General features: G+C 64.6%; 13 protein-coding genes. 7 read left to right on the top strand and 6 right to left on the bottom strand.

Annotated features, from left to right (window positions below):
- Position 1: 1 nt before the first annotated feature.
- Positions 2-1,744, bottom strand: coding sequence for a PAS domain-containing protein (locus V6K60_RS01545; RefSeq protein ID WP_332448752.1), 1,743 nt, complete (start codon positions 1,742-1,744; stop codon positions 2-4).
- Positions 1,745-1,986: 242 nt separating this feature from the next.
- On the opposite strand from V6K60_RS01545, the gene V6K60_RS01540 reads away from it, so the two are divergent.
- Positions 1,987-2,574 carry a nitroreductase family protein gene (locus tag V6K60_RS01540; RefSeq protein WP_332448751.1) on the top strand — a complete coding sequence of 196 codons (588 nt, stop codon included), beginning with the start codon at positions 1,987-1,989 and terminating at the stop codon, positions 2,572-2,574.
- 13 nt (positions 2,575-2,587) lie between these two features.
- On the opposite strand, the gene V6K60_RS01535 is transcribed toward V6K60_RS01540, so the two are convergent.
- Entirely contained in the window at positions 2,588-3,643 is a 1,056-nt protein-coding gene (locus V6K60_RS01535) for a S1C family serine protease (RefSeq protein WP_332448750.1), read from the bottom strand.
- Between the two features lie 213 nt (positions 3,644-3,856).
- Here V6K60_RS01535 and V6K60_RS01530 point away from each other — a divergent pair, with 213 nt between their 5' ends.
- Positions 3,857-4,495, top strand: coding sequence for an alpha/beta hydrolase (locus V6K60_RS01530; protein WP_332448749.1), 639 nt, complete (start codon positions 3,857-3,859; stop codon positions 4,493-4,495).
- An 8-nt stretch (positions 4,496-4,503) separates the two neighbouring features.
- Here the strand turns inward: V6K60_RS01530 and V6K60_RS01525 are convergent, their stop codons facing one another.
- From V6K60_RS01525 to V6K60_RS01515, 3 genes are all read right to left on the bottom strand, one after another.
- Positions 4,504-5,208 (bottom strand): glycerophosphodiester phosphodiesterase, encoded by a 705-nt coding sequence (locus tag V6K60_RS01525; protein WP_332448748.1) that lies wholly within the window; start codon positions 5,206-5,208, stop codon positions 4,504-4,506.
- A 77-nt stretch (positions 5,209-5,285) separates the two neighbouring features.
- Entirely contained in the window at positions 5,286-5,540 is a 255-nt protein-coding gene (locus tag V6K60_RS01520) for a DUF2795 domain-containing protein (RefSeq protein WP_332448747.1), read from the bottom strand.
- A gap of 257 nt (positions 5,541-5,797) precedes the next feature.
- Entirely contained in the window at positions 5,798-6,052 is a 255-nt protein-coding gene (locus V6K60_RS01515; protein ID WP_332448746.1) for a DUF2795 domain-containing protein, read from the bottom strand.
- A 258-nt stretch (positions 6,053-6,310) separates the two neighbouring features.
- Between V6K60_RS01515 and V6K60_RS01510 the strand changes: the two genes are divergently transcribed.
- Positions 6,311-7,231: an aldolase gene (locus V6K60_RS01510; RefSeq protein WP_332448745.1), complete on the top strand. Its 921-nt coding sequence runs from the start codon at positions 6,311-6,313 to the stop codon at positions 7,229-7,231.
- Between the two features lies 1 nt (position 7,232).
- The gene (locus V6K60_RS01505; RefSeq protein ID WP_332448744.1) at positions 7,233-8,267 is read left to right on the top strand and encodes a 6-phosphofructokinase; all 1,035 of its coding nucleotides are present in this window, start codon (positions 7,233-7,235) and stop codon (positions 8,265-8,267) included.
- Between the two features lie 441 nt (positions 8,268-8,708).
- On the opposite strand, the gene V6K60_RS01500 is transcribed toward V6K60_RS01505, so the two are convergent.
- The gene (locus tag V6K60_RS01500; protein WP_332448743.1) at positions 8,709-9,497 is read right to left on the bottom strand and encodes a hypothetical protein; all 789 of its coding nucleotides are present in this window, start codon (positions 9,495-9,497) and stop codon (positions 8,709-8,711) included.
- 288 nt (positions 9,498-9,785) lie between these two features.
- Here V6K60_RS01500 and V6K60_RS01495 point away from each other — a divergent pair, with 288 nt between their 5' ends.
- From V6K60_RS01495 to V6K60_RS01485, 3 genes are all read left to right on the top strand, one after another.
- Positions 9,786-10,298, top strand: a complete 513-nt coding sequence (locus tag V6K60_RS01495; protein WP_332448742.1) for an SRPBCC family protein — start codon at positions 9,786-9,788, stop codon at positions 10,296-10,298.
- A gap of 102 nt (positions 10,299-10,400) precedes the next feature.
- A complete protein-coding gene (locus V6K60_RS01490) occupies positions 10,401-11,384 on the top strand; it encodes an alpha/beta fold hydrolase (RefSeq protein WP_332448741.1) in 984 nt (327 codons plus the stop codon).
- Between the two features lie 112 nt (positions 11,385-11,496).
- On the top strand, positions 11,497-12,179 hold a 683-nt coding region (locus V6K60_RS01485), incomplete at its 3' end, for a CPBP family intramembrane glutamic endopeptidase (RefSeq protein ID WP_332448740.1).

The raw sequence follows: 12,179 nt of genomic DNA, 5'->3' as shown, positions 1-12,179 counted from the left end.
CTCAGAGCTCGTAGCGCTTGAGGAACTTCCGGATCTGCCGGGCTTCCACCCACTCGCGGTCGAGTGCGCTGACCTGATCGTTGATCCTCCGGACCTGCTCCCGGAGTTTCTCCGCGGCCGCCTCGTCGTCGAGCAGGTCTGCAACCCCCATGACCACCTGGAGCGGGTGGCGGACGTGGTCGGCAAGGACGGCGAACTGCGCGATGTTACGCTCGGTCATATCGAAAGCCTGCTCCCGGAGCCGCTCGTAACGGCTCCGGTCGGAGATGTCCCTGCCGACGGTCTGGAATCCTGTGACCTTCTTCTCCTCGGTGATCGGCGAGACGTTCAGCTCCAGTATGACCGTCTCCGCGTCTTTCCGGCGAACCTCTACCTGGAGTCCTTCGACCAGCTCGCCCCTGAGCACCTTCCGGATCCCCTTCCCCCATGCCGGAAGGCTTGAAGGGAGGATGTAATCCTCCCAGGCTGTCCCCACCATCTCCCCGAGGGAATACCCGAGTATCCGCTTTGTCGCTGGTGAGATGTAGTTCAGTCCACTGGAGAGATACGATGTCATGATGAGATCGAAACTCCGCTGGGCGATCCCCCGGAACTTCTCCTCGCTCTCCTGGAGCGCTTCCTCGACCTGCAACCGCTCGATGATCCGGCCGAGCCTTTTTGCGACGGCGTCAAGGAGCATCTGCTCTTCCGGCAGGAACGGCCCTTCGGCCTCCCGGGGTGTCTTGCCGGGGTACCGGACCTCGATCTCGCCGACTTCTTTGCCGTGAACGACGATCGGGCTCACCTGTTTCCAGGAGGTCTCTTCCGTGCCGCCCCGGTGGTACTCCCGATCGTCGACCCGGATTCGCACCGCCATCTTGTCCGGGTACTGCCAGCCCGAGGGGAGGGTATCGGCAACCCCCTGCAGGAGCCGGTCAAGCGTTATCCCCGAGACCTCGACGAGGTCCGTCACGGTGTAGAGGCACTGGAGTTCGCGCATCCGCTCCTTCAGTTCCTCGGTCTTCTCCCGGAGCGCCTCTTCCGCCCGGTTCCTCTCGGTCACGTCGAAGGCTGTGCCGGCGATGCCGGTGATCCTCCCCTCTGCGTTCCGGAGAGGCTTGAGCGTCAGGTCCCGGACACGGGTTTGGTTTGCGACGTTGAACGCCACCGCCGTCCGCACGGTCTCTCCCGTCTCCAGGACCCGGCGTTTGAGCGGGGTAAGGGTTGCGGCGGTTTCAGGAAAGGCCTCATCCTCCTGCATGCCGATGATCGACGCATCCGTGACCCCCAGTTGCTGATTGTACGACCACGTGTAGCGGAGGTCCTCGTCCTGCGCAAAGGCGACCACCGGCGACTCTTCGAGCGCGGCCTTGAAGTTGTGCGCGTCCAGGTCCGCGGTGGCGTCCCGGATCCTGATGAGCCGGACCCCGGTGGAGACCGCCGGGGCCTGCAGGCAGGTTATCGAGAGCCAGCGCCGGGTGCCGTCGGGGGTCCGACCACGGCAGAGGAGTTCCGGCAGGTCTGCCCCGTTCTCAAGCATCTGCCGGACCAGCCGTGCGGAGTCGTCGTCCTCGATGGTAGGAAAGAGGTGCCCGTCAACGAGAGCGTCCACATCCATCCCGATGATCTCTTCCTCCCGGACGGCAAGCATCCGCGCGAGAGCCGGGTTGTACCAGAGGACCTTCCGGTCGGTGTTTACCACGAGAAGTCCGTCGTCGGGCACCGGCAGGTCTCCTGGCGCCCGGTCACTGCATGAATCTTTCATCTTTCTCCGGTTATGGGAATGATAGCTGTAGTGGATGTGCTCCAGGGGAATGAAATAGATGTCGATCCGGTTCCCGGCCGGATATCTTTTTTTCTCTTTCTCGTGGAGAATTTCGGCGACATGCCCGGTATCATGCAGCGCCGGATCCTGCTCCGGCGCTCCGGGACGGGACGCGGGAGGTCGATGGCCTCCCCGACGGTTGCCCCAAAAGAGATATCACCTGCGGTCGGTAGGGGGGTGATATGATGACGGAACCAGAGACGATCGGGATCTTCTCCGTGATCCGGGAACGCCGGAGCGTCAGGAACTACACCGACCGGGAGGTCACGGACGAGGCCCTCGGGGCGATCATCGCGGCGGGCGTCCAGGCGCCGACTGCTCTCGGGCTTCAGCCCTGGCAGTTCGTGATCGTGAAAGACAGGGACCTGATGCGACGGGCGTCCGACTACTGCAAACCGCTCCTCGTGGAGAAGATCGGTGCGGAGCCCCGCCCGGGGATAGATGAGTTCCTTGCGGCGCTCAAGAGTCCGGAGTTCAGCATCTTCTACAACGCCCCGGTGCTGGTCCTGGTCCTCGGCGCCCGGGATACGGTATCGAGCGTTCTCGATTGCACGCTCTGCGCGGAGAATATGATGCTTGCCGCCTGGGCGCTCGGCATCGGCAGTTGCTGGATCGGCGCCGCGACCCTCATCGAGCAGAACCCCGACCTCCTCGCGGCGCTGAAGGTCCCGGGCGACCACCAGATTGTGGCGCCGCTGGTCTTCGGCTATCCCGCCTCCCTGCCGCCGAAACCGGCGCGGCGGGAACCCCGGATCACCCGGGTTCCCTGACCGCCCCCGCCGCTCACCCGGCGACGGGAGGCGCGACCGCTTCCGCCGGGACGATCGGGAGCGTGATCTCCCGCCCTCCCCGGATAAGTTTCAGGGTTGCCGGTTCCTCGATGGGCCAGGTGGTGAGGAACCGGTGCAGGTCGTCGACGCACGTAACCGGGGTTTCGTTGATCGTGAGGATCAGGTCGCCCGGCCGGAGCCCGGCCCGGCCAGCGGGGCCTGCCCTGTTCACCGAGGCGACCTCGACCGCCTGGCTCCCGGTAAGCCCGAGCGCCGTGACGAGCGACCGCGGGAGCGGCTTCGACTGGCCGGCGATGCCGAGGTATCCGCGCCGCACCCTGCCGTCGGCAACGAGCTGCGGGAGAACCCAGGCGGCGGTGTTCGAGGGAATCGAGAAGCAGAGGCTCTGGGCCATCGGGATGATGGCCGTGTTGATGCCGATGACCCGGCCGCGGGAGTCCACCAGCGGGCCGCCGGAGTTGCCGGGGTTCAGGGGAGCCGTGTGCTGGATGATATTCTCGATCAGGCGGCCGTCCCGGCTCCGGAACGCCCGCCCAAGAGCGCTCAGGACACCCGTCGAGACGGTCGAGTCAAAACCGAGCGGGTTGCCGATGGCTATCGCGAGCTGGCCGACCGAGAGCGTATCCGAGTCGCCGAACGATGCATACGGCAGACCGGACGTCCCGGCACGGAGCACAGCGAGATCGGTCGCCGGGTCGGCCCCGACCAGGCGCGCAGGAAGCGCGGTCCCGTCTGATGTACGGACCTCGATCCTCCCCGCCCCCTGCACCACGTGGTTGTTGGTCATGATGTAGCCGTCCGGCGTCACGATCACGCCCGAGCCTGCTCCCATCTGCTCGCCTCCACGGTCCCGGGGGCTCTTTTCCACGGCCACGCTCACGACCGCGGGCCCTACGGAGCGGACGACCTGGATGACAGCCCGGGAGTAGGCGTCGAGGAGGTCGGCATCCGACTCCCCGGTACCGGAGGCTGGAACGGTCCCGCCTGCACCGGTTGCTGGCGGAGCGTTGCTTTTTTGCTGAAAGATCTTGTGTCCGATTTTATTCATTACAATATATAATTGTGTGATCAATAGTAATGTAGTTTCTGCACGGCTCTGGGAGGTATCGTTGCTTACGGTGTTCAGGCCCGCGCTGCCCCCTGATCCCATTCCCGTCGAACCTTCAGTAACAGTAAAATAGCACAGTACCTACTTCCCCCCATGCTCGGGACGACAGCGATCGAAGTGGCTACGATGAGGGTCGAAGTGCATCCTACGAATGTGAGACGGGTACCGCAGGCGGGCGTTGCCTACGATAACGTGGAGATAGAGACCGACCGGGGGACAACCGCCTGCCGCTACTACGAGGCGGAGGCGGCACGTGTGGGTCTTGTCGTGGTGGGCGGGACCGGCGGCGGGTTTGACACCCCCGCACAAGGACTCTACCCGCGACTGGCGCAGGACCTCAGAAACGACAGGATCAGCACGATTCAGGTCCGGTACCGGCACCCCGCCGACCTCCTGGAGTCGACCGTCGATACGATCCTCGGTATGCGCTACCTTGAGAGCCAGGGGGTCCAGGCACTCGGGCTCATCGGGCACTCGCTCGGCGGGGCGGTGGTGATCCAGGCGGCGGCGAGCGATCCCGCGGTCAGGGTCGTCGTCGCGATCGCCACACAGACCGCCGGGATGGAACCGGTCGCAGACCTCGCGGGACGTGCGGCCCTCCTCCTCCTTCACGGGGACGCTGATGCGGTCGTCTCCTTCCACTCTTCAGAGGAGGTCTACCGGCGTGCCCATGAACCCAAACGGCTGGTCATCTATGAAGGAGCGGGCCACACCCTGGATGAGGCGGCGGAGAGCCTCGCCGTCGAGGTGAAGGCGTGGCTCCTCAAACACCTCCCGGGGATGCTTGTCTGACCCCGTCGTCACCTCGCGGGAGCCGGCCGCTCCAGGCCCTGCTCCTCCAGGTAGCGCCGCGCGAAGCAGGGGTCGTCGGTCGCAAACCCGTCGATGCCGAGCCTGGCTGCTTCCCCGAACTCCTCCTCGGAGTTCAGCACCCAGGGGACGACGAGCAGTCCGGCGTTGTGCGCCTGCTCCACCACCTCGCGCGAGACGCGGTCCCACCGCGGGAGGATGATATCTGCCCGGGCCGAACGAGCGAGCCCGAGGGGGTCGCCGGTCTTCTCCGAATAGATGAGGCCCACATCTGCCCCGGCAAGGAGCTGCTTTGCCATCGCCACGCTTCCCGGGTGGAACGAGACCAGGAAGAGCCGTTCCGGCAGCCGGTTCATGAGCACCGAGACGATGATCGCCTCGGTCCCGGGCTCCTTGATCTCGACGACAAGCCCCACATCTCCGTGAAGGAGGTCGAGGATCTCGTGGAGCGTCGGGATACGCTCGCCGTTCCCCGCGTCGAGGGTCGCCAGCTCTTCGATGGTATGGCCTTTGACCGGCCCGGTCCCGTTCGTCGTCCGGTCGACGGTCGCATCGTGAATCGCGACGGGAATCCCGTCCTTTGTGAGGCGCAGGTCGACCTCGACGAGATCGGCGCACGCTATTCCTCTCTCGAGCGCCGCGAGGGTGTTCTCCGGTTCGACGGCCCTTGCGCCACGGTGTCCGATGATGAACATGCCACGCCGTGCACCGGGGACCAGATATAAGTTCGCGGGGTCCAACAGGCGAGGGTGCCCTGCGGCTAAAAAAGGGGTTACTTCTGCCGGATCCTGTTGAGTTCGGATCTGATCTCGTCCGGGCCGTTGTACTGCCTATCCTCGAACATGTTCAGCATCTCGAGGATACCGTGTGACGCTCCGCTGTCCTGTGCCCGGGTGATCAGATCGCTCTTTGATGCAGGGAAATTGACCCGGGACATGATCATCTCGATCACCCGCGGGTCGATCTCCTGCAGCGGCCCGGCAACTTTTGACATCCCGCTCGTGGCGGACTCTTTTATGCCTTTCATACCTCGCACCACCGTGTTCGCGCTCCCTTCCAGGAGAGCCCTTGAGAGGGAGTATGAAATAAATATCTGTCGTTCATGCCGCGGCGGTAGGGCTTGCCCTGTACCGGGCAGGACCGGACAGGATACTGAGACCGTTCCGGACACCCCGGGGCGACCTGACCTCTCCTCTCCTTTGTGGGTATCTATCCAGATTCCGTGGGCTGTAGGTCCGGGCAAAAGGGTGGCGGGTACCGTCTCCGGCACCTGCCAGGAATAGGTTACTTCTGCTGAATTTTAAGAAATTCGGACTTCACATCTTCCGGATCCTTGTACTGCCTGTCTTCAAACTGGTTCAGTGCGTCAAGAACGACCTGGGGCGCCTCGGTTCCCTTCGCCCGGCTAATGAGGTCGCTCTTCGATGCGGGGAAGTTTATTCCCGAGGTGCTCACCTCGATGATCTGCGGGTCAAGTTCCCGTATGGTCCCGGCGACCTTTGACATCCCGCTCATGGCTGATTCTTTCATGCCTTTCATATCTTCTCACCACCGTATCTGCGCTCCCTTTCGGGAAGCAACCCCCGATGAGCAGGACGTGATAAATACCTATCGCCACCGCAATCAAGGGTGAAGAATTGCCCTTATCAGCCGGGGTGGCAGGAGCCCCGGGATGACTCCCGGGGGTTCACACGCGACAGCATTTTGTCCCCGACGATCCGGTGTATTGGATCCCTGACCTGAATATCCCGGGTTGCCAGCAACACTTAAGTATCTGGGGATGGGGAGGAAGAGGCTATGCCAGCACTCGATATCAGGATCCCTCTCGATGTGCCCCCCGGGGAGCAGGAGAGGTACCGGGAGAACTACGATGCGATCACGCACGGCACCGGGAGGCTGATGCTCTTTGCCGGCGACCAGAAGATCGAGCATCTTAACGATGACTTCGCAGGCGTCGGCATCCATCCCGAAGACGCCGACCCCGAACACCTCTTCCGGATCGCGAGCCGGGCGAGGATCGGGGTCTTTGCGACCCAACTCGGGATGATCGCCCGGTACGGCAACGACTACCGGGACGTGCCGTACCTGGTCAAACTCAACTCCAAGACCCACCTGGTCAAGACCGCCCAGCGCGACCCGCTCAGTACGGAACTCAACCACGTCCAGCAGGCCGTCGACCTCCGGGACCGGACCGGCCTCTCGATCCTCGGCGTCGGCTACACGGTCTACCTGGGAAGCGAGTACGAGCCGATGATGCTCACCCAGGCGGCCCAGATCGTCAACCACGCGCACGCACACGGCCTCATCACCGTCTTCTGGATGTACCCCCGGGGCAAGGCGGTCAAGGACGAGCGGGACCCGCACCTGGTTGCCGGGGCGGCGGGCGTCGCGGCAGCGCTCGGGAGCGATTTTGCGAAGGTGAACCCGCCGAAAGTGGGCGATTCGGTCGATGCCGCGCTGCTCCGGGAGGCGGTGGCGGCTGCAGGCAGGACGGGTGTCGTCTGTGCGGGCGGGTCGCACGCCGATATGCAGGAGTTCCTGCAGCAGCTCCACGACCAGATCCACGTCGGCGGCACGGTCGGGAACGCGACGGGGAGAAACATCCACCAGCGGTCGCTCGAGGAGGCGGTCCGGTTCTGCAACGCGATATCGGCGATCACCCTCGACGGCGCAAGCGTAGAAGAGGCGAACGCGATCTGCACGGGAGGCAGGTGCTGATATGACGACGGTCGGCGTCCTCACGGGAGGAGGTGATTGTCCGGGCCTGAACGCGGTGATCCGGGCGGTTGTGCGGACGGGGGCGAAACACGGTTTTGACACGATCGGGATCCGGGACGGGTGGCTCGGGCTCGTCACCGGAAACGTCGAGCCGCTCACCGACTACTCGGTGACCGGGATCCTCCCGAAAGGCGGGACGATCCTCGGGACGTCGCGGACGAACCCCTTCAAGAACGAGGCGGACGTCCAACGGTTGCGCGACAACATCAGGAAGTTCGGGATCGACGCGATCGTTGCGATCGGCGGCGAGGATACCCTCGGCGTCGCAAACAAGCTCTCAAAGATTGGTATCCCGGTGGTGGGTGTCCCGAAGACCATCGACAACGACGTCGCCGCGACCGACTATACCTTCGGCTTTGACACCGCAGTCTCGATCGTCACCGAGGCGATCGACCGACTCCACACGACGGCGGAGTCGCACCACCGGATCATGGTGGTGGAGGTGATGGGCCGGCATGCCGGGTGGATAGCGACCATGTCCGGGATCGCGGGCGGGGCCGACGAGATCCTCATCCCGGAGATCCCGTTCGACCTCGATGAGGTCACGCACCACCTCAGGGCGCGCTACGAGCGGGGGAAGAAGTTCAGCATCGTCGTGGTCGCCGAGGGCGCCCAGCCGAAGGGGATGAAGGAGGCGATGACCCAGTCCGCCCGGATGGACGAGTTCGGCCACGTGACGCTCGGCGGCATAGGGAATTACCTGCGTGACGAACTCGAGACGAGGCTCGACATGGAGGTGCGGGTGACGGTCCTCGGCCACGTCCAGCGGGGCGGCTCCCCGACAGCACGCGACCGGGTGCTCGCGACCCGGTTCGGGGTGGCGGCGGCGGACCTCATCAAGGAGAAGGACTTCGGGAAGATGGTCGCGCTCAGAGGGGACGATATCGTCGCGGTCCCGATTGAGGAGGCGGTGGCGGAACTCAAGACCGTGGATATGGATCTCTACGAGATCGCAAGCATCTTTTACGGGGGGTGAAAGGAGACCACCTGTCACTCTGCGAGACCTCGGCCTCGCCTGCTCTGGCATTTTTCTCACCCGTCATCCTTGCAGGAGGATTTACGAAAGGGTTTGCGCAGTGAACTCCCCTGTCTCCATCCCGTAGAGAGATAAGTTGCCCCCACTCGAAGACCTTCGGTCTTCTCAAGCTCCCTCCGGTCGCACCCCACCTGGCCTTCGCGCTCCTCATTCGCACCTCCGGTGCTCAAACACCTTCCCCTGCGGGGAAGTCGTTCCCCTCCCCGGGGGGCGGGGGGCAGTGCGTGGCGATAAACGATGTTCCGGCAGGAACGACTGTCCGCAGGACAGGAGTTTGAGAAGCCATCAGGCTTCGAGGAACGGAGTTCGAGCACCGCCAGGTGCGGAGTCACGAGAAATCTGTGCCCGGGTGTGGCCCCGGAACCCGGCCCTCAGGCCATCTCAAGTTCCTGCCCCTCGATCTTCCCCAGACCTCGCCCGGACAACCGCACCGGCAACCCCGCCGACAGCCCCGAAGAGGATGAAGAGGTAGATCAGGGCGATCACGACCACCCCCTCGAACGTCTCGGCGAACCCGAGCTCGTGCAACCCGGTCAAGAGCAACGGAATGAAGAAGAGGAGGCCGGCCCCGAAGAGTGCCGCGACAAAACCGGCTTTCAGACCATCTTCTGGCCTGCCCCCGGAGGCATACCCCGCGACGAATCCGCCGGCAGGTGGAGCGGCCACGACCAGCAGACCGGATACGAAGACCAGGCCGGTGATGATGGCCAGTAGACCGGGTGCGAGGGCCAGGCCGACGATGACGACCGTGCCGACGGCGATCCCGTGCCGCCCGCCCTGCTCGCCGGCCCCGGCGACACCGTCTCTTTGGAGAGCGCTGCGCACCGCTCTTCCCGCTGCCCCGCCGATGGCGTTGTAGGGGAGGAGGAGCCCCGTGAAGATCAGGGCGTAGAACGCAAAGGTTGACAGGAACGAAGGGTCTCCCGCCGTCAGGCTCATGAAAGTCGCCGCGACCAGCGCCACGATCACCCCGCAGACGGCACCGGCAACGGCCCCGTCCCTGATTGTTCCCGGGATGAGAAGCCCGGCAACGAGCCCCCCGCAAAAGAGGAACGCCACTGTTATCACCGGGTCCGGGAGGAGACCCGACCGGCCGAGAAGAAAGATACCAGCGCCTGCCAGCGCTCCCGGAATCACACCGGAAGAGCAGCCAGCGGTGAATGAGGCCATAGGATGCTCTCACCGCGCCGTCCGATAGCCCTTTCGATCTGTCCCCGGCTGACCGCAGGCTTATGGGGTGGTGCGAACCTCAAGACGGTGAATATGAACCTCTATGCGATCGCAAGCATCTCCTACGGGGGGTGACCCGGCCGGTCATAGAGGCGTATGCAGAGTGAGTTGTCTCTGGCGGGATATCATCGAGCGCGTCTTTGGCGCACCGCCGGCACGATACCCCGCGCGACCGGGAAAGGTTTTTCACGCAGGAGGTAGGATGCCCGGGAAAGGAGGAAGAGCACGATGGCAGAAGCAGTTCTGACGGAGGAGAGTGGGAGGTTATTCATCCAGCGCATCTTCGCGGCACCGCGTGACCGCGTATGGAAGGCGTGGACCGACCCGGACCTGATAGCGCAGTGGTGGGGGCCGGCAGGTTTTACGGCGCCGGTCATCGAGGTCGATCTCCGCGAGGGCGGCAGGTATCTCTTCAGCATGCGCTCACCTGTTGGCCAGGAGTTCTGGAGCACGGGCGTTTACCGCGAGATCATCCCGATGGAGCGGCTCGTCTACACCGACTCGTTTGCGGATGCGGAAGGCAACGTGGTCCCGGCCTCGCACTACGGGATGAGCGAGGACTGGCCGGATGAATCGACGGTGACGATGATGTTTCAGGATCACGGCGATGGGACGAAGGTGATCCTGCGGGAGGCCGGCGTTCCGGCGGGTGAGGAACTTGATGCGGCCGTGGCCGGCTGGAACGAGTCCCTCGACAAACTCGCAGGGGTCCTTTCGGCGCAGCGCTCGCCCCGGGCATGAGGGAGGGGCAGTCGAGAGCGTGGACCGGTGCGCCGGGCTCTCCGAAGAGATAGCGAGGCGGTCCAGGACCCGGGGTCCATCCGGCCGCGATAGAGCGTGTCCATGGTTCTTCTTCCGATCGGCCTCGTTCTGCTCGCCGCCACCGTCGTGGTGGCGGTTATCACGGCACGGTATCGTGCCGATATGCGGGCCGCCCGGGAGCGCATCGAGAGCCCGGGGCGCCGGGTGGTCTGGACCGACTGCGGATCGATCGAGTACGCCCGGAGGGGATTGGGATATCCGGTGCTGGTCGTCCACGGCAACGCAGGCGGGTTCGACCAGGGGCTGATGCTCGCCGGCCGGACCATCGACCCGGCGTTCCAGGTCATCGCGGTCTCACGGTTCGGCTACCTCGGCTCGCCCATGCCGCCGGAGCCGAGCGTCGCCATGCAGGCGGATGCCTTTGCCTGCCTGCTCGACGCCCTCGCCATCAGCGAGGCAGCCGTCGTCGCTTACTCGGCAGGATCCGCATCAGCGATCCAGTTCGCCCTGCGCCACCCGGAGCGTGTCCCGGCACTCGTCCTCGTCGAGCCCGTCGCCCCGGGAAAGGGGCCGGTCATGCCCCGGCCCATCTTCACCATCTTCTTTCAAAACGACTTCATCTACTGGGCGACGGTCACCTTCTTTTCCCGGTTCGTGGCAGGGCCGTGGGCCGGCGTGGACCGGGGAAGGCGGCTCTCCCCGGAGGAGAAGGCTGATCTCCGGGCGCTGCTCGCGAGCCTCCTCCCCGTCAGCGCCAGGGTCGACGGGAGTTTGTTCGACATCTACACCTCAACCCCCGGTCTGCTCAACGCCGAGGGGAACGATGATTATCCGTTCGAGAGTATCGGGGCTCCCACGCTGGTGGTCAGCGCCGTGGACGATCCGCTGGCGCTCCACGAGAATGCACGTGCCCTTGTGCAGAGGATCCCCGGCGCCCGCCTCTTCGCCGTACCCGGCGGCGGCCACATGCTTCTTGCGCAGCACGGTGCGGTCAGACGGAAGATTACAGAGTTCCTGCAGAGCAGCATCGGTCCCGGCCCCTCTCCAGGCCCGGAGGAGAGATGATTGTGGCAGCGAAGATGGAAACGATGGCGACCCCGGGCCGCTACGCGCCTCTCAACGGGCTCTCCCTCTACTATGAGGTCCACGGCAGCGGCCGGCCGGAGGTGGGATAAGTATGAACGCCGGTCCGTCGTCCCGGCGGTCGGTCCCGGCATTCATCCTGCTCCTCTTCGTCCTCTCCATCCCGTTCCTGCTCTTTGCCGGGACGCCGCTCCCGGGACCGTTCAACCTCCCCATCAGTTCGCTCATGATCGTCTGCCCCGCAATAGCGGCCGCGATCCTGGCCTGGCGGGAGGAGGGGGCCGGCGGGGTACGGCACCTGTTTGCACGGGTCGTCGACTACAAAAAGATCAGGGCGGTCTGGTACCTTCCCATCCTCCTCCTGATGCCGGCGATCATGCTCCTCTCCTACGCCGCGTTGCTCCTCCTCGGCCGGCCGCTCCCCGCCGACCCGTTCGTCCCGTATCTCCTTCTCCCGGTCTTCATCCTTCTCTTCTTCATCACCGCCATCGGCGAGGAGACGGGCTGGACGGGGTATGCCACCGATCCCCTGCAGGAGCGGTGGAGCGCCCTTACGACCGCACTCGTCCTCGGGACGGTCTGGGCGGTCTGGCACCTCATCCCATGGGTCCTGCTCAACACCCCGGCCTGGGCGGCGGGGCAGTCTCTCTCGACGGTTGCGCTCCGGGTCATCATCGTCTGGCTCTACAACAACACCCACAGAAGCGTCTTTGCGGCAACCCTCTTCCACGGCATGATGAACGTTGCTGAGTTCTCGTTCCCGAATTACGGCTCTCA

Origin of the sequence: Methanoculleus sp. (genome assembly GCF_036677455.1) — an archaeon.
Lineage (GTDB): Archaea > Halobacteriota > Methanomicrobia > Methanomicrobiales > Methanoculleaceae > Methanoculleus.
The sequence above is the reverse complement of the archived record's forward strand: the minus strand, read 5'-3'. Positions and strand labels throughout refer to the sequence as shown.

Excerpts from the sequence above, each read along its gene's own strand:
- V6K60_RS01545 (WP_332448752.1), bottom strand. The coding sequence starts at position 1,744 with ATGAAAGATTCATGCAGTGACCGGGCGCCAGGAGACCTGCCGGTGCCC.
- V6K60_RS01490 (WP_332448741.1), top strand. The coding sequence starts at position 10,401 with ATGGTTCTTCTTCCGATCGGCCTCGTTCTGCTCGCCGCCACCGTCGTG.
- V6K60_RS01535 (WP_332448750.1), bottom strand. The coding sequence starts at position 3,643 with ATGAATAAAATCGGACACAAGATCTTTCAGCAAAAAAGCAACGCTCCG.
- V6K60_RS01515 (WP_332448746.1), bottom strand. The coding sequence starts at position 6,052 with ATGAAAGGCATGAAAGAATCAGCCATGAGCGGGATGTCAAAGGTCGCC.
- V6K60_RS01510 (WP_332448745.1), top strand. The coding sequence starts at position 6,311 with ATGCCAGCACTCGATATCAGGATCCCTCTCGATGTGCCCCCCGGGGAG.
- V6K60_RS01500 (WP_332448743.1), bottom strand. The coding sequence starts at position 9,497 with ATGGCCTCATTCACCGCTGGCTGCTCTTCCGGTGTGATTCCGGGAGCG.
- V6K60_RS01495 (WP_332448742.1), top strand. The coding sequence starts at position 9,786 with ATGGCAGAAGCAGTTCTGACGGAGGAGAGTGGGAGGTTATTCATCCAG.
- V6K60_RS01540 (WP_332448751.1), top strand. The coding sequence starts at position 1,987 with ATGATGACGGAACCAGAGACGATCGGGATCTTCTCCGTGATCCGGGAA.
- V6K60_RS01525 (WP_332448748.1), bottom strand. The coding sequence starts at position 5,208 with ATGTTCATCATCGGACACCGTGGCGCAAGGGCCGTCGAACCGGAGAAC.
- V6K60_RS01520 (WP_332448747.1), bottom strand. The coding sequence starts at position 5,540 with ATGAAAGGCATAAAAGAGTCCGCCACGAGCGGGATGTCAAAAGTTGCC.
- V6K60_RS01505 (WP_332448744.1), top strand. The coding sequence starts at position 7,233 with ATGACGACGGTCGGCGTCCTCACGGGAGGAGGTGATTGTCCGGGCCTG.